A 16,583-nucleotide genomic window follows, 5' to 3' on the forward strand; every position below is an offset into this window, starting at 1 on the left:
GCTTCCTCAATTAAACCAGGACGCCGGACTGGCGCATGGCCTGCCGCAGCGGTTCGTGACAGGCAGCGCTGAGCCAGGTGAGCGGCAGACGGATACCGTCCGGCATCAAGCCCATTTCATGCAGCGCCCATTTCACGGGAATAGGGTTGGATTCGATAAACAGGGTTTTATTGAGCGGCATCAGCTTTTCGTGAATAGCGCGGGCCGTGACGGCATCGCCCTTCAGAGCGGCATTGCACATGTCGGCCATGTCCCGCGGCGCAACGTTGGCGGTCACCGAGATATTGCCTTTGCCGCCCAGCAGCATCAGCTCGACTGCGGTGGCGTCGTCGCCGGATACCACCAGGAAGTCTTTGCTGACGCCGTCGATGATGGCTTTGGCACGGGACATGTCGCCGGTGGCTTCCTTGATGCCGATGATGTTCTTCACGGTCGACAGGCGGATCACGGTGTCGGCCAGCATGTCGCACGCGGTGCGGCCAGGCACGTTATACAGGATCTGCGGGATGTCGACGGCTTCGGCGATGGCCTTGAAGTGCTGGTACAGGCCTTCCTGGGTCGGCTTGTTGTAATACGGGGTCACCAGCAGACAGGCATCGGCGCCGGCGATCTTCGCATTGGTGGTCAGCTCGATGGCTTCGCGAGTCGAGTTGGCGCCAGTCCCGGCGATCACCGGAATGCGCCCTGCAACCTGCTTGACCACGTAACGAATCACTTCGATGTGCTCGTTCACGTCAAGGGTGGCCGATTCACCTGTAGTGCCGACCGCCACGATGGCGTGGGTGCCGTTTTGCAGGTGAAAGTCCACCAGTTTGCTCAGACTGTCCCAGTCGAGACGACCCTGTGCATCCATGGGTGTGACCAGTGCCACCATACTGCCCGCAATCATGCAACCGCTCCTGCCGGAAAAAGAGAGCGGTAATGGTACTGGCGCCAAGATGCTTGTACAAGCGAAGTACTGCGCTGCTGCCATTCCCCTTGGCGCTGCTTTTCGCTACCCTTCAGACTTTGATCGGTACTGATAAGCTCGCAAGCCGGGTTCCAGCCTCCATTTTCGGCATCACAAGCCCCGATCCAGCGTTGCCGCCCTTCGCTCTTGCCACTCTGGAGCAGGTTGCAACCTTCCGGCTCGGGTTTTCTGAATTCGCATCCGCAGGCTCGCCCCGGCAAAAAAAGCCCATAAAAGTATCGACCGCTCATCGCTTTAGGAATGCTGCATGTCCACCCCCACAGTTCGCGAACAATTCCTTGTCATCAGTGCCCTCGGCGCCAACCCCATGGAGCTGACTAACGTCCTGTGCCGCGCCAGCCATGAAAACCGCTGCGCCGTGGTTACCTCTCGCCTGACCCGTCATGGCGAGTGCAGTGCGTTGGTCCTCGAGATCTCCGGCAGCTGGGACGCCCTGGCGCGCCTCGAAGGCAGCCTGTCGAGCCTCGCCAAGAAGCACGCCTTCACCGTCAATGTGGTGCGCAGTGCGGCGCTGGAGAATCGCCCCCAGGCCCTGCCGTACGTCGCTTATGTCAGCTCGGCCTACCGCTCGGATATCATCAACGAGCTGTGCCAGTTCTTCATGGACCACAACGTCGAGCTGGAAAACCTGACCTGCGACACCTATCAGGCACCCCAGACCGGCGGCACCATGCTCAATGCCACGTTTACCGTGACCTTGCCGGCCGGCGTGCAGATCAGCTGGCTGCGCGATCAGTTCCTGGATTTCGCCGACGCGCTGAACCTGGACGCCCTGATCGAACCGTGGCGCCCACAAAACCCAATGTAAGGAAGCTTTCATGGCCGTTGCCATCGACCAACCGGTTGCCGATTTCGAAGCACCCGCCACCAATGGGCAGACCGTCAGCCTGGCGGGTCTCAAAGGCAAGCAAGTGGTGATTTACTTCTATCCGAAGGACAGCACGCCGGGCTGCACCACCCAGGGCCAGGGCTTTCGTGATCAGCTTGACGCCTTTAAAGCGGCCAATACCGAAGTCTTCGGCGTGTCCCGCGACAGCCTGAAATCCCACGAGAACTTCAAGGCCAAGCAGGCGTTCACCTTCGAGCTGATCAGCGACAAGGAAGAAGCGCTTTGCCAGCTGTTCGACGTGATCAAGTTGAAGAAGCTGTATGGCAAGGAATATATGGGGGTTGATCGCAGCACGTTCCTGGTTGATAAGGATGGCGTGCTGCGTCAGGAATGGCGGGGTGTGAAGGTGCCAGGGCATGTGGATACCGTGTTGGCGGCGGCACAGGCGTTGAACAAGGCCTAAGCTTTCTTGGCATCTGCGCTGACGCCATCGCGGGCAAGCCCGCTCCCACAGGTACTGCATCGATCCTGTGGGAGCGGGCTTGCTCCGGGCGGCGTTCCGACGATGAGGTCCTACGCCTCACCCTGTGAATCAGAACAGACAATTACAGCAGCGGCGCCACCACCGGCTCCTTGCGCGGCCACGCATCCAGCACAGCCTTGAACAGCGTCGCCAGGGGAATCGCAAAGAATACCCCCCAAAATCCCCACAACCCGCCAAACAACAGCACCGCGCAGATGATTGCCACCGGGTGCAGGTTGACCGCTTCCGAGAACAACAGCGGCACCAGCACGTTGCCGTCCAGGACCTGGATAATGCCGTAGACCGCCATCAAATAGATGAACTGATCGCTCCAGCCCCACTGGAACAGGGCGATCAACAGCACTGGCACGGTCACTACCACGGCCCCGACATAGGGCACCACCACTGACACGCCCACCAGTAACGCCAGCAGCGCCGCATAGTTGAGGCCCAGCACCACGAAACCGATGTAGGTCGCACCACCGCAAATGACGATCTCGATGCCTTTGCCGCGAATGTAATTGGCGATCTGCCGGTTCATCTCGCGGGCGACGCGGGTGATCAGCGCCCGCTCGCGAGGCAGATAGCCGCGCACCCATTGGCCGATCATCTCCCGGTCCTTGAGAAAGAAAAACACCAGGATGGGCACCAGTACCAGGTAGATCATGATGTTGACCAGCAGCGGCAGACTCGACAGCGAGTACGTCAGCGCCCACTGGCCGAAATTGCCGATCTCGCCCCGCGCCACTTCGATGGCCCGCAGCACCTGCTCATCGGACACCAGATGCGGGTAACGCTCGGGCAGCAGCAATAACAGTGACTGCCACTTGGCGAGCATGCCGGGCAATTCGTTGAACAAGGTGATCAGTTGATGCCAGAGCAATGGCACCACGACCACGATGAACACCAGCAGCAGCCCCATGAATAACGCAAAGACCAGCCCAACCGCCGCTGCGCCCGGCATGCGCAGGCGTTCGAGCGTCACCACCAGGCCTTGCATCAGATACGCCAGCACCATCCCGGCGAGCACCGGGGCGAGCATGCCACCGAGCGTCAGTACGGCGGTAAACGCCAGAAACAGCAGCACGGCAAGCACCACGGCTTCTTCGTCGGAAAAATAGCGCTGAATCCAGTCGCGTAACACCTTGAACATCAATAATCCCTTAGAAATGAACGCAGCAGGTTCAGGCTTTTTTCAGCCAATAGCGGTAAACGCCCGCCTCATCTTCTTCACGCAGCAGCGTATGACCGGCCAATCGGGCAAAGGTGCGAAAGTCGCGCTGCGAGCCCGCATCCGTGGCGATTACCTTGAGCACTGCGCCGCTGGCCATGCGGTTGAGTTCCAGTTTGGCCTTGAGTAACGGCAGCGGACAATTGAGGCCGCTGGCGTCGAGTTCGGCGTCATGGGCTACGGCATCGGTCATTGCATCACTCCGGTCAGGTGGTCGAGGAGCTTAGAATATCTGGTCCGAAGCGTACTGTCCGGCTACAGTAAGGTCTTTGTCGACTAAGGCTTTGTGCATGACATTTCTGCGCCCTACCCTGCTGACGCTCGCTTGCCTGCTCGCCTCACCGGGCTTCGCCGACGACCTGCCGTCACTTGGCGACGCCAGTTCTGCCATCGTCTCGCCGCAACAGGAACACCAGTTGGGCCGGGCCTGGCTGGCGCTGTTGCGTAGCCAGGTGTCCCAGCTCAACGACCCACAGCTCAAGGACTACGTCGAATCCAGCGTTTACCGCCTGGTGGAGACCAGCCAGGTCAATGACCGGCGCCTGGAATTCATCCTGATCAACAGCCCGCAGCTCAACGCCTTCGCGGCGCCAGGCGGGATTGTCGGGGTCAACGGCGGTCTGTTCCTCAATGCCCAGACCGAAGGCGAATACGCCTCGGTACTGGCTCACGAACTGGCTCACTTGTCGCAGCGTCACTTTGCCCGTGGCGTCGAAGCCCAACAGCGGATGCAGGTACCGATGATGGCCGCCCTGCTGGCCGGGATCGTGATTGCCGCGGCCGGTGCCGGCGATGCCGGGATCGCGGCCATTGCCGGCACGCAGGCAGCGGCGATTCAGGAACAGCGGCGCTTTTCGCGTCAGAACGAACAGGAAGCCGACCGCATCGGCATTCTCAATCTGGAAAAAGCCGGTTACGACCCGCGCTCGATGCCGACCATGTTCGAGCGCTTGTCGCGCCAATACCGCTTTGACGCCAAGCCACCGGAATTCCTGCTGACTCACCCGGTCACCGAATCGCGGATCGCCGACACCCGCAACCGTGCCGAACAGGCCAAGCCTGGCGGCATTGAAGACACCATGCGTTATCAGCTGATTCGTGCACGGGTCCAGCTGATCTATGAAGAAACCCCGGGCCTGGGCGCCAAGCGCTTTCGCGCCCAGCTGGATGAAAACCCGAAAAACGATGTCGCGCGCTATGGCCTGGCGATCGCCCAGATCAAGGGCGGCCAGTTGAACGAAGCTCGGGAAAACCTGGCGACGCTGCTGGCCAAGTCACCGAACGAGATCATCTATAACCTGGCTCAGGTCGATCTGGATATCACCAACAATCGGCTGCCCGATGCTCAATCCCGGGTGGACCGGATGTTGACTCAGTATCCCGGCAACTATCCGTTGAACTCAGTGCGTGTCGACCTGCTGCTCAAGCAAAACCGTGCGCCCGAAGCGGAAAAAGCTCTGGAGAATCTGCTCAAGAGTCGACCGGACGATCCGGACGTCTGGTACATGGTGGCCGAGACTCGTGGCTTGTCGGGCAACATAATCGGCTTGCACCAGGCCCGAGCCGAGTACTTTGCCCTGATCGGCGACTACCGCCAGGCCATTCAGCAACTGGACTTCGCCAAGCGCAAGGCCGGCACCAACTTCCCGCTGTCGTCGCGGATCGACGCGCGGCAACGGGAGTTGATGGAGCAGGAGCGCATGATCAAGGACATGATGGGCTGACGCTTTTTACCGACGCATAAAACAACCGCCCTTTCGAGGCGGTTTTTTTATTCGGCCGACAACTGGCGATGCCCTTGCCCTTGTAGGAGCAAGCTTGCTCGCGATGGACGTTAACGATGACGCGTTAATTCTGAATAAACGCGTCGCCTTGAGATCTTCGTCGGAACGCCGCCCGGAGCAAGCTCGCTCCTACAGGATGGACGTCAACGATGACGCGTTTTTTCTGAATGAACGCGTCGCCCATGAGACCTTCGTCGGAACGCCGCCCGGAGCAAGCTCGCTCCTACAGTGCATTCATTTCCGACAACCGGATTATTCAGCCAGTTTGAAGGTAATGAAGCTGGCGCGACCTTGACGCAGAACCCGCATCGACACCGAGCGGTTCTTCGGCAGCGCCTTGGCGATGTCGGTGAACTCCTTGGTGGAACCGATCGCCTGATTGTTCAGGTGGGTGATCACATCGCCAGGCTGCAAGCCGATCAGGGCGGCAGGACCGTCCTGGACTTCCTTGATGACTACGCCGCCTTTGAGGTCGAAGGTTTTCTTCTGCTCATCGGTCAGCTCGGCCACGGAAACACCCAGGCGATTGCTGCTGCTCTCGACACTGGATTTTGGCAGGGTGTCCAGCTCCTTGCCTTCTTCAGGAATAGCGCCAACCGTCAGTGCGACGTTCTTGCGCTTGCCTTCGCGAATCACTTCCAGATCGGCCTTCGAGCCGGCCTTCAGCGCGCCGACCAGGTGCGGCAGATCGGCGGACATGACGATCGGTTGACCGTTCATGCTAAGGATCACGTCGCCGACTTGCAGGCCGCCCTTGGCAGCCGGGCCGTCATCCTGGATCTGGGCCACCAGCGCACCGGCAGGTTTTTCAAGACCGAACGACTCGGCCAGGTCCTTGTTCACTTCCTGAATGACCACGCCCAACCAGCCACGGCTGACCTTGCCGCCGCTTTTCAGCTGGTTGGATACGTCCATGGCCACGTCGATCGGAATCGCAAACGATACGCCCATGAAGCCGCCGGAACGGGTGTAGATCTGCGAGTTGATCCCCACCACCTCGCCCGCCAGGTTGAACAGCGGACCACCGGAGTTACCCGGGTTGATCGGCACGTCGGTCTGGATGAACGGCACATAGTTTTCGTTCGGCAGGCTGCGACCGATGGCGCTGACGATGCCCTGGGTCACGGTGTGGTCGAAACCGAACGGCGAACCGATCGCCACCACCCATTGGCCGGCCTTCAGGTCCTGGGATTTACCGAGCTTGAGCACCGGCAGGTCCTTGCCTTCGATTTTCAGCAGGGCTACGTCGGAACGCGGATCCGTGCCGACCAGCTTGGCTTTCAATTCGCTGCGGTCCGCCAGGCGGACGAGGATTTCGTCGGCATCGGCAATCACATGGTTGTTGGTCAGGATGTAGCCGTCGGACGAGATGATGAAACCCGACCCCAGGGACTGGGCTTCACGCTGGCGGTCACCCCGTGGCGTACGCGGTTGTGGCGGCATGCCGCGCTCGAAGAACTCGCGAAGCATCGGCGGCAAGCCCTCAAGGTCGGGCATCTGCTGGTTCACTTTACGGTCCGGCAGTTTCTGCGTGGTACTGATGTTCACGACCGCCGGCGAGGCCTGCTCGACCAGCTGCGTAAAATCAGGCAGTTCGACCGCTTGCGCAGGTACAGCCTGACCAAGCACCAGTACGGTGGCAACAACGGAGAGATAAGACTTCAAACTGAGTATCGACATACAGCTCCCATTACGACGAGCAGGGTTAAGCGATATGGAGCAAGGAACACCGGTCACGACAGGCCGGTATTTTTGTTCCGGGAACAACAGACAAGGCCAGAGCCGAGGTGCTCTGACCTATAAAAAATTTTCGGGATATTTGCAAATGAAAATGCTCAGCAAACATTTCGACGTCTCGCCAACGAGGTGAAAAGGGCCGAAATCAGCTCACTGCTTGCTGGTGACAGCGCTATCGTTACGCATGGACAGCGCAATGCGTTCAGCGGTGCCAGCAGGAATTTCACCGACCACCGTGACCATCATTTCACCCTCAGGGGTCTTCAAGCGTCGGGATACAGCGACGGTTGGGCCCATCTGAACGCGAGTATCGGTGACGGCTGCGCCATCCAATGGCTCGAGGAATACCGAGAAACGGGCCAGACCATCGTCATACATCAGACTGTTGACCTGGGTTTTGGTCTGCGGATCCTTGCGTGCGGTACTGCTGGTCAGCTCGAAACCGGGAGGCAACCAGTCCGAATGCCAGGCCTGGGCAACCTTGGCTGCAGCAGCCTTGTCGCTATCGAGGGCGATCGCCTTGCAGTCGTCGCCCGGCTGCAAGTCTCTGTCCGCCGGCACGTCGGTGGTATTGAGCTGCGTGAACTGGAATCGCTCCAGCAACTGCCCTTTGTCATTGAGCAGCAATGACTTGAGCGGCAGGCCGGTTTCTTGATCCAGATGCAGCTCAAACCCATAGCGATGCTGATCGCGAGGCGTCAGGGAAATGATCACTGCCGAACGCCCGGCCACACGCGACTTGCCAATGACGGCAAGGTCATACCAATTCTTGAGCTTTTGAGGATCGAGTGCACGAGCAGCGGAATTCGGGGTATCCCCGAGCCCTGCAATCAGGGTGCCGCTGACGCATTGAGTATGCCCATCAATGCGCACGACTTCCTGGGCCGAGCCGTCGAGCTGGAGTAAACGCTCGCGGACCTTGCCATCCTGGACCCGGTGCCAGATGTTGTGGGTAGAAAAACTACCGTTACGCTCGTAGACGAAAGTACCGTGAAAGTTTTGCTGTTGCTCGGCCTGCCCCAGACGGGTCAACCAGTTCTGGGCTTCATCGGCGTGGGCTGGAACAATGAACCAGCCACTGAGCACAAGCGTAAGTAAAGGTATGGAGCGCATGGTCCTCCTTAACGGTTTTCCAGACTTGCTGCACGAGCGTAAGGCAATGCACTTTCAGTACCTTTTAGTGCGGCCTGCTGAGCATGTTGGCGCAAGTAGCCTGGCAAACGCTGATCGTGCCAGCCTGGCTGGCCTTGCAATACGCCGTTGGCCATGGGACCGGTGGCATCCGAACTCTCACTATAGCCTGCCAATACAGCTGGACCCTTGACCTGAGGTGCAACCAGACCCTGTTGGGTGGATTGCTGGGCCAGTTCGACACCGGCGATCTCGTCCTGGTTGTACAGACGGACACCTGCCAATACTGCAACGGTGACCGAAGCAGCGACTGCCAGACGACCCAGGCTGCGCCATGGACCACGGGAAGCTTTTGCCGGTACGGCTTCGTCAGCCAACGCAGCGGAAACTGCCGCGGCAATGTCCAGGCGTGGAAGCAGCAGATCCTTGTGCATCACTGCCCGAGCGATTTGATAACGAGCCCAGGTTTCACGAGTTTCAACATCGTCAAAGGCATTCAACACCCGACGCAATTCCAATTCGTCCGCTTCGTTATCCATCACTGCGGACAGCGATTCCTGCAGGGCTTCACGACTCATGGCGTTCCTCTCTTGGCTGTCGCCGCTGTCTCAGTTCTCCTGCAACAACGGCTGCAGGGCTTTATCGATGGCTTCCCGAGCGCGGAAAATCCGGGAGCGCACGGTACCCACCGGACATTGCATGACTGCCGCAATGTCCTCGTAACTCAGACCATCGAATTCACGTAAAGTTAAGGCGGTACGCAAATCTTCTGGAAGTTGCTGGATGGTTCGATGGACAGTGCCTTCGATCTCATCGCGCAGCAGTGCACGTTCGGGCGACTCGAGATCCTTGAGGCCATGATCGCCATCGTAGAACTCTGCATCCTCGGAACTGACATCGCTATCAGGCGGCCGGCGGCCGCGTGAAACCAAATAGTTTTTCGCCGTGTTAATGGCGATGCGGTAAAGCCACGTATAAAACGCACTGTCTCCGCGAAAATTTCCAAGCGCACGGTACGCCTTGATAAAGGCTTCCTGTGCCACATCCTGGGCTTCATGGGTGTCGTGCACGAATCGCACGATCAACCCGAGAATTTTGTGCTGGTATTTCAGCACTAGCAGATCGAAAGCTCGCTTGTCGCCGCGCTGAACGCGTTCGACCAGCTGCTGATCCTCTTCCTGGGTTAGCATGAACACTCCTCGATAAACTCGAAGGAGGCTTGCATGACTAAACGACCAGGCTTGCAAACATAGACTCGGGCTTTTCGCAAAAGTTCTCCCCCTCCAAGCAAGTTTCCTGCGGGCTCTGATTTGGCACGCACGAAAAGCGCAGCGCGAGTTGACCCGGCTGCGCGAATAATCTTGTCATCGGTTTCGCCGGTGAGGATCCAACCACGATCCTGCACTGAAGCCGACGCTGTCCCTTGATTCAGGCAACCTTCTATTGATCTTGGGCCTTTGGCAAAAGTTCCAAATATTTATAGCCGGACCGAGTCGACATTGTGCAACCGTGAATGGAAAAAGAGTGTTAAATCCACGATACAGTGATGGTGTCGCCGAACCGGAGGAGAAATCATCCGACGAAGCGTCCCCTTTTTTCCGTCACAGTAGTTTCACAATGCCATACAGGCTCGGCTATTGTGCCGCTCCCCCCCTCTATATACTAGTGGGCTGTGTGGCTGTCTTGACTCGCCGATCCAGGTGTCATGCGCCAACCCCGACCCGGGTCGCTTTGAGCGGAATCCTGAAATGAGCCAACAGTTTCAACATGATGTTCTGGTAATTGGCAGCGGCGCTGCCGGCTTGAGCCTTGCGCTGACCTTGCCCGATCATTTGCGCATTGCCGTACTGAGCAAAGGCAACCTCGCCAATGGCTCGACTTTCTGGGCCCAGGGCGGTGTCGCAGCCGTCCTGGATGACACCGACACTGTTGAATCCCACGTCGATGACACGCTCAATGCCGGCGGCGGCCTGTGTCACGAAGACGCGGTGCGCTTTACCGTCGAGCACAGTAAAGAAGCCATTCAATGGTTGATCGACCAGGGCGTGCCGTTCACCCGCGATGAACAGTCAGGCACCGAGGACGGTGGATTCGAGTTCCACCTGACCCGTGAAGGGGGCCACAGTCATCGGCGCATCATCCATGCCGCCGATGCCACGGGCGCCGCGATTTTCCGGACCTTGCTCGACAAAGCCCGGCAAAGACCGAACATCGAACTGCTGGAACAGCGGGTTGCGATCGACCTGATCACCGAAAAACGCCTGGGCCTTGAAGGCGAGCGCTGCCTCGGCGCCTACGTGCTGAATCGGGGCACGGGAGAAGTCGACACCTACGGCGCGCGCTTTGTGATCCTCGCATCCGGCGGCGCCGCCAAAGTCTACCTCTATACCAGCAACCCCGACGGTGCCTGTGGCGACGGCATCGCCATGGCCTGGCGTTCCGGCTGCCGGGTGGCCAATCTGGAATTCAACCAGTTCCACCCCACCTGCCTCTATCACCCGCAAGCCAAGAGCTTCCTGATCACCGAAGCCCTGCGCGGCGAGGGTGCGCACCTGAAGCTGCCCAACGGCGAACGCTTCATGCAGCGCTTCGACCCACGCGCCGAACTGGCCCCCCGGGACATCGTCGCGCGGGCCATCGACCATGAGATGAAGCGCCTGGGTGTCGATTGCGTTTATCTGGACATCAGCCACAAGCCCGAAGCATTCATCAAGACTCATTTCCCGACGGTGTACGAGCGCTGCCTCGAGTTTTCCATCGACATCACCAAACAACCGATCCCGGTGGTGCCGGCGGCGCACTACACCTGCGGTGGCGTGATGGTCGATCAGCAGGGCCGTACCGACGTGCCAGGCCTCTACGCCATTGGCGAAACCAGTTTCACCGGCCTGCACGGGGCCAACCGCATGGCCAGCAACTCCTTGCTGGAGTGCTTCGTTTATGCGCGCTCGGCGGCGGCGGACATTCTTGAGCAGTTGCCCCAGGTGTCGATTCCTGCCGCCCTGCCCGTCTGGGATGCGAGCCAGGTCACCGATTCCGACGAAGACGTGATCATTGCGCACAACTGGGATGAACTGCGGCGATTCATGTGGGACTACGTGGGTATCGTGCGCACCAACAAGCGCCTGCAGCGGGCCCAGCACCGCGTGCGCTTGTTGCTGGACGAGATCGACGAGTTCTACAGCAATTACAAGGTCAGTCGCGACCTGATCGAGTTGCGTAACCTGGCCCAGGTGGCCGAGCTGATGATCCAGTCAGCCATGGAGCGCAAGGAAAGTCGTGGCCTGCATTACACCCTCGACTACCCGAACATGCTGCCGGACGCCCTCGACACTATTCTGGTGCCGCCCACCTACGCCGACTGAACGTGAGCCGGACCCGCAGGCGTCGGTGCAGATCCGCCGCCTGCGAATCCCGGGGCACACAGATCGATCGGTCATGCCACTCACCCCGCAAACGAAAACGCAGCACCACGATCAAGGGGAGCGCCAGGCTGTCCGGCCGCAGTTGCACCGGCTGCCAGCCCGCTGCCTGGTTCCACAGCTGCCAGCCATCCCCATCGCGACGCAAGCCGCGAAACGCCCGGGGATGCGTCAGCAGAATCTGCCGTGGCAACACCCACACGCCGTGAGCCACGCACAGCGAAACGCCGAGCAGACTGGCCCAGACCGGTATCGACAGAAGACACAACGAACCCAGCGCGAACAGCTGGGCCAACAGGTACACCGCCAGCAGCTGCCGTGAGGCATGCCAGCGGCATTCGAACGCTTTACTTGGGCTGGACACGATCCAGGATCATGCGCACCATGCGCTGCAGCTCCGGATCTTCCGATTCGGCGCGTTCCATGAACCAGCCGAACATGTCCTGATCTTCGCATTCGAGCAGCTTGCGGTAGCATTCGCGGTCGACCTCGTTGAGGTGCGCGTAGACCTCTTTCACGAACGGCACCAGCAACACGTCAAGTTCAAGCATGCCGCGACGGCTGTGCCAGTAGAGGCGATTCAGTTCAACATCTTCGACCATGGAGCGCTCCTCAAATAGGCGGCAAGTATACAGCCCCATGCTGCGTCGAACACTCGGCTTTGGTCAGGCAACAGGGTCTTTTGTGAACTACCCATTTCATGGGCGCGCCCTTATGATGTCCCCCAGACTTTTTTATCCTGCGATGACCCATGGCCGACTCAGCTTTTTTCTGCACCCTGTCTCACGAAGGCGTTCTCGCGGTCCGCGGCGCGGATGCCGGTAAATTCCTGCAAGGCCAATTGACCTGCAACCTCGATTACCTGAGCGACACCCGGGCCAGCCTTGGCGCGCGCTGCACGCAAAAAGGCCGGATGCAGTCGAGTTTCCGTATCCTGCTCGAAGGTGACGGCGTCGTGCTGGCCATGGCCAGCGAGTTGCTGGAGCCGCAACTGGCGGACCTGAAAAAGTACGCGGTGTTCTCCAAATCCAAATTGACCGATGAAAGCGCCGCCTGGGTGCGCTTCGGCCTCGAGCATGGCGATGCCGCACTGCTCGGCCTGGGTCTTGGGCTGCCGGCAGACACCGACAGTGTCGTGCGCAATGACGGCCTGATTGCCATCCGCGTCTCTCCTGATCGCGCCGAACTCTGGGCCGGCGCCGATCAAGCGGACGCCCTCAAGGGCAGGCTGTCCGCCCTGCTGGCCGAAGGCGATCTGAATCAATGGCTGCTGGGCCAGGTCCGCGCCGGGATCGGGCAGGTCATGCCGGGTACGCGTGAACTGTTCATCCCGCAGATGCTCAACCTGCAAGCCGTCGGTGGCGTGAGTTTCAAGAAAGGTTGCTACACCGGCCAGGAAATCGTCGCGCGGATGCAGTACCTGGGCAAACTCAAGCGCCGCTTGTATCGCCTGCGCCTGGATGCCGACCCATTGCCGGAACCCGGTGCGCCACTGTTTTCGCCGACCCATGGCAGCGCTATCGGCGAAGTGGTGCTTGCCGCCCGCGCCGGGCAAAACATTGAACTCCTGGCTGTACTGCAAGCCGAAGCAGCAGAAGGTGGCGATATTCATCTGGGCGCGCTCGAAGGGCCAGCCTTGCACCTGCTCGACCTGCCTTATCAACTGGATCGCGATCGCGAAATCCAGCGCTGAATGCAGCACTTGTCGCAATACCCAGAGAGTCGAAATGAGCAAGCTGGCGGATAAGGTCCAACAGGATTTGGTTGCGGCCATCGATAACGATGACCTGGTTCTGCCAACATTACCGGAAGTGGCCTTGCAGATTCGCAAGGCCGCCGAAGACCCGGAAATCAGCGTCAGTACGCTCAGCAAAGTGATCGCCCGCGATACCGCGTTGTCGGCGCGCCTGATCAAGGTGGTCAACAGCCCGCTGCTGCGCGCGACCCGGGAAGTCACTGACCTGCACACGGCGATCACCCGCCTGGGCGTCAATTACAGCAGCAACCTGGCGATCGGCCTGGTGATGGAACAGATTTTCCATGCCCGCTCCGAGGTGGTGGAGCAGAAAATGCGCGACGTCTGGCGCAAAAGCCTGGAAATCGCCGGGATCAGCTATGCGCTGTGCCGCCGTTACACCCGACTCAAACCCGATCAGGCCGCCCTCGGTGGGCTGGTGCATCAGATCGGTGTGCTGCCGATCCTGACCTACGCCGAAGAACACAATGAACTGCTGTCCGATTCGATCAGCCTGAACCATGTGATCGACCAGATCCATCCCTTGATCGGCGACAAACTGCTCAGGGTCTGGGAGTTTCCGGAGATGCTGGTGCAGTTGCCCGGGATGTACCTGGACTTCGACCGCCAGTCCGAACGGGTCGATTATGTCGATCTGGTGCAGGTGGCCTGCCTGTTTAGCTACAGGGGCACCGACCACCCGCTGGCCGGAATCGACGCGACCAGCGTGCCCGCGTTCAGGAAGCTGAGGATTGATCTGGAGAACGAGGTGCAATGCGGCGTACTGGAAGAATCGCGGTCGATGTTTTATTAAAGCTTCGCGGGCAAGCTCCGCTCCTACAGATCATAACAAACCGTAGGAGCGAGCGGTGCGGCGATCCGACTTGCCCGCGAAGAGGCCGGCACAAACACCATCAATCTCCGGCAATAAAACTCACCCGCACCTTCAACCCCGCCTGCTCGCCATCGTGCAGGCTGATCTGTGCCAAGTGCGCGCGACAGATTTCACCGACAATCGCCAGGCCCAACCCGGACCCGGCCACTTGCTGATTGCGGCGATAGAAACGCTCGAACACTCGATCACGCTCTTCAAGAGGGATGCCTGGGCCATCGTCCTCGACCTCCAGCACGGCCGGTGCAGTCACCCGCAGAATCACATTGCCGCCTGGTGGCGTGTGCGCCAGCGCGTTATCCACCAGATTGCTCAGTAATTCATTCAACAGCGTCGGTTCACCGCGCAGCCACACCGGTTCATCCGCTTCCAGCGCCAGTGCCACGCCGCGCTTGTGCGCCAACGGCGCCATCGCCATGCCGAGTTCGCGCGCCAACTGACTGAGGTCCAGCAACTGTGCACCGCCCTCGGCGATTGCCCGCGCGCCATTCTCCACCCGTGCCAGGGACAGCAGCTGGTTCGCCAGGTGGGTCAAGCGATCCGTGCCCTGAGCCGCGGTTTCCAGGGTGCTGCGCCAGGTGTGCGGTTCGGTCGAGCGCAGGCCCAGTTCGAGCCGAGCCTTGAGCGCCGCCAGCGGCGTACGCAGTTCATGGGCCGCATCGGCAATGAACTGCGCCTGCCGCTCGAACTGTCCGCGCAGGCGTTCGGTAAAGTGATTGAGCGCACGCACCAGTGGCCACAACTCATGTTGCACTTCTACCAACGGCAACGGCCGCAAATCATCGGGCTGGCGCTCCTCCACCGCCGTGCGCAAACGCTCCAGCGGGCGCAGTGCCGCGCTGACCGCGAACCACACCATCAACAACGCACCGATCGCCAGCATGCCCAGCCGCAGCAAGGTGTCCGCCGCCAGGCTACGCGCCATGCTGACCCGCGCCTCATCGGTTTCCGCTACGCGGATTTCCGCCATGCCGTTCATGTTCGGCTCGCTCACGGGCTTGAGCAGGCTGACCACCCGTACGTTCTGCCCTTGGTATTTAGCGTTGTAGAAGCGTGCCAGCGCCGGGTAGTCATCCGTGCGCGGTGTACCCGGCGGCGGTGGCGGCAGGTTTTCGTAGCCGGAAATCAGCTTCTGGTTGATGTCGTTGACCAGGTAGAAAATCCGTCCCGCGCTGTCGTAGGCAAAGGTATCGAGGGCCACGTACGGCACATCGGCACTGAGGCTGCCATCACGTTGGGACACCCCGGCGGCGATGGTTCGCGCCGAGGCCAGCAACGTCCGGTCATAGGCGGTGTCGGCGGCTTCGCGACCGTTCCAGTACGCACTCAAACCACTGGCCAGCATCAACACCACCAGCAACAGCGCGAGGTTCCACAGCAACCGCCAGCGCAGGCTGCTGGGCTTATGCATCGCGGCTTTCCAGCAAATAGCCGAGACCGCGGAAGGTGACGATGGCAACCGGTTGCCCGTCGAGTTTCTTGCGCAGGCGGTGAACGTAGATCTCGATGGCGTCGGGGCTGGCCTCTTCGTCCAGGCCGAACACCTGGGCGGCCAGTTGCTCTTTGCTCATTACCCGGCCGGGACGGGCGATCAGGGCTTCGAGCACGGCCTGCTCGCGGGAGGTGAGCGTCAGCAGTTCTTCGCCCAGGGTAAAGCGCCGGGTGTCCAGATCGTAAACCAGCACCCCACAGGTCTGCTGACGTTCGCCACCGAGCACACTGCGGCGCAGCAAGGCTTTGACCCTGGCTTCGAGTTCGGTCAGTTCGAAAGGTTTGGCCAGGTAGTCGTCGGCGCCCAGATTCAGGCCATGGACCCGGTCCTTGACGTCGCTGCGGGCGGTCAGCATCAGCACCGGCAGATTCTTGCCCCGGGCCCGCAGGCGCGCCAGCACTTCAAAACCGTCCATGCGCGGCAGGCCGACATCGAGGATCGCCATGGCGTATTCCTCGCTGCTCAAGGCCAGGTCGGCCGCCACACCGTCGTGCAGCACATCCACGGTCAGGCCAGTGCTCTTGAGCGCCTGGGCGACGCTTTCAGCGAGCTGCAGATGGTCTTCGACGAGCAGAACACGCATGGATAGTTACCTCATTCAGGGATGTTCGACGCCATTGTTTGGCGCGGAGTTTACAGCCGCCTCCGCCACTGTGAAGCCCGAAAACCTTGAAAGTCCGCTGAAAGGTTAGCGAAAGGTTCGACCGTTAGAGTCGGCCCACGGATGGTTTCGACTGCAAGCCATCCAATCGTGCCCTGAACTGTAGCGCCCGAAAAACGCCATGAAGCGTTTTCGCCAATAAGAACAATAAATAGAGGTACTGCACCATGCTGTCC

17 protein-coding genes are annotated in these 16,583 nt (G+C 60.0%); 6 read left to right on the forward strand and 11 right to left on the reverse strand.

Annotated elements, in window-relative coordinates; all coding sequences use genetic code 11:
* Window positions 1–10 precede the first annotated feature (10 nt).
* Window positions 11–889: a 4-hydroxy-tetrahydrodipicolinate synthase gene (gene dapA / locus ACA062_RS25625; protein ID WP_128871996.1), complete on the reverse strand. Its 879-nt coding sequence runs from the start codon at window positions 887–889 to the stop codon at window positions 11–13.
* A 328-nt stretch (window positions 890–1,217) separates the two neighbouring features.
* Between dapA and ACA062_RS25630 the strand changes: the two genes are divergently transcribed.
* Together ACA062_RS25630 and ACA062_RS25635 are read left to right on the forward strand one after the other, a co-directional pair.
* A complete protein-coding gene (locus tag ACA062_RS25630; RefSeq protein ID WP_019692529.1) occupies window positions 1,218–1,778 on the forward strand; it encodes a glycine cleavage system transcriptional repressor in 561 nt (186 codons plus the stop codon).
* A gap of 10 nt (window positions 1,779–1,788) precedes the next feature.
* Window positions 1,789–2,262, forward strand: coding sequence for a peroxiredoxin (locus tag ACA062_RS25635; protein ID WP_497453550.1), 474 nt, complete (start codon window positions 1,789–1,791; stop codon window positions 2,260–2,262).
* A 142-nt stretch (window positions 2,263–2,404) separates the two neighbouring features.
* On the opposite strand, the gene ACA062_RS25640 is transcribed toward ACA062_RS25635, so the two are convergent.
* Together ACA062_RS25640 and ACA062_RS25645 are read right to left on the reverse strand one after the other, a co-directional pair.
* On the reverse strand, window positions 2,405–3,475 hold the full coding sequence (locus ACA062_RS25640) for an AI-2E family transporter (protein ID WP_497453551.1): 1,071 nt from the start codon (window positions 3,473–3,475) through the stop codon (window positions 2,405–2,407).
* Window positions 3,476–3,506: 31 nt separating this feature from the next.
* A complete protein-coding gene (locus ACA062_RS25645) occupies window positions 3,507–3,746 on the reverse strand; it encodes a sulfurtransferase TusA family protein (protein WP_028621876.1) in 240 nt (79 codons plus the stop codon).
* 97 nt (window positions 3,747–3,843) lie between these two features.
* Between ACA062_RS25645 and ACA062_RS25650 the strand changes: the two genes are divergently transcribed.
* A complete protein-coding gene (locus tag ACA062_RS25650) occupies window positions 3,844–5,277 on the forward strand; it encodes a M48 family metalloprotease (RefSeq protein WP_497453552.1) in 1,434 nt (477 codons plus the stop codon).
* A gap of 312 nt (window positions 5,278–5,589) precedes the next feature.
* Here the strand turns inward: ACA062_RS25650 and ACA062_RS25655 are convergent, their stop codons facing one another.
* The 4 genes from ACA062_RS25655 to rpoE all read right to left on the reverse strand — a co-directional run bounded on the left by ACA062_RS25655 (window position 5,590) and on the right by rpoE (window position 9,395).
* On the reverse strand, window positions 5,590–7,017 hold the full coding sequence (locus ACA062_RS25655) for a DegQ family serine endoprotease (protein WP_497453553.1): 1,428 nt from the start codon (window positions 7,015–7,017) through the stop codon (window positions 5,590–5,592).
* 207 nt (window positions 7,018–7,224) lie between these two features.
* The gene (locus tag ACA062_RS25660; protein ID WP_497453554.1) at window positions 7,225–8,187 is read right to left on the reverse strand and encodes a MucB/RseB C-terminal domain-containing protein; all 963 of its coding nucleotides are present in this window, start codon (window positions 8,185–8,187) and stop codon (window positions 7,225–7,227) included.
* 8 nt (window positions 8,188–8,195) lie between these two features.
* Complete coding sequence (locus ACA062_RS25665; protein WP_497453555.1) at window positions 8,196–8,783, reverse strand: sigma-E factor negative regulatory protein; 588 nt, start codon at window positions 8,781–8,783, stop codon at window positions 8,196–8,198.
* A 30-nt stretch (window positions 8,784–8,813) separates the two neighbouring features.
* Window positions 8,814–9,395 (reverse strand): RNA polymerase sigma factor RpoE/AlgU, encoded by a 582-nt coding sequence (gene rpoE / locus ACA062_RS25670; RefSeq protein WP_007944079.1) that lies wholly within the window; start codon window positions 9,393–9,395, stop codon window positions 8,814–8,816.
* Between the two features lie 558 nt (window positions 9,396–9,953).
* Between rpoE and nadB the strand changes: the two genes are divergently transcribed.
* Complete coding sequence (nadB, locus tag ACA062_RS25675) at window positions 9,954–11,570, forward strand: L-aspartate oxidase (RefSeq protein WP_497453556.1); 1,617 nt, start codon at window positions 9,954–9,956, stop codon at window positions 11,568–11,570.
* On the opposite strand, the gene ACA062_RS25680 is transcribed toward nadB, so the two are convergent.
* Both ACA062_RS25680 and ACA062_RS25685 read right to left on the reverse strand, forming a co-directional pair.
* Window positions 11,539–11,991, reverse strand: a complete 453-nt coding sequence (locus tag ACA062_RS25680) for a protein YgfX (RefSeq protein ID WP_497453557.1) — start codon at window positions 11,989–11,991, stop codon at window positions 11,539–11,541. The genes nadB and ACA062_RS25680 overlap by 32 nt on opposite strands.
* Window positions 11,975–12,229 (reverse strand): FAD assembly factor SdhE, encoded by a 255-nt coding sequence (locus ACA062_RS25685; protein WP_497453558.1) that lies wholly within the window; start codon window positions 12,227–12,229, stop codon window positions 11,975–11,977. Before ACA062_RS25685 ends, ACA062_RS25680 begins: the two co-directional genes overlap by 17 nt.
* 149 nt (window positions 12,230–12,378) lie before the next feature.
* Between ACA062_RS25685 and ygfZ the strand changes: the two genes are divergently transcribed.
* Together ygfZ and ACA062_RS25695 are read left to right on the forward strand one after the other, a co-directional pair.
* Window positions 12,379–13,320, forward strand: a complete 942-nt coding sequence (gene ygfZ / locus ACA062_RS25690) for a CAF17-like 4Fe-4S cluster assembly/insertion protein YgfZ (RefSeq protein ID WP_497453559.1) — start codon at window positions 12,379–12,381, stop codon at window positions 13,318–13,320.
* 34 nt (window positions 13,321–13,354) lie between these two features.
* Window positions 13,355–14,176: an HDOD domain-containing protein gene (locus tag ACA062_RS25695; RefSeq protein WP_497453560.1), complete on the forward strand. Its 822-nt coding sequence runs from the start codon at window positions 13,355–13,357 to the stop codon at window positions 14,174–14,176.
* A 100-nt stretch (window positions 14,177–14,276) separates the two neighbouring features.
* On the opposite strand, the gene ACA062_RS25700 is transcribed toward ACA062_RS25695, so the two are convergent.
* Both ACA062_RS25700 and ACA062_RS25705 read right to left on the reverse strand, forming a co-directional pair.
* Window positions 14,277–15,665, reverse strand: a complete 1,389-nt coding sequence (locus ACA062_RS25700) for a sensor histidine kinase (protein ID WP_138968773.1) — start codon at window positions 15,663–15,665, stop codon at window positions 14,277–14,279.
* Window positions 15,658–16,329, reverse strand: coding sequence for a response regulator (locus ACA062_RS25705; protein ID WP_497453561.1), 672 nt, complete (start codon window positions 16,327–16,329; stop codon window positions 15,658–15,660). Before ACA062_RS25705 ends, ACA062_RS25700 begins: the two co-directional genes overlap by 8 nt.
* Window positions 16,330–16,583: the final 254 nt, after the last annotated feature.

Source organism: Pseudomonas sp. LBUM1679 (genome assembly GCF_059695565.1).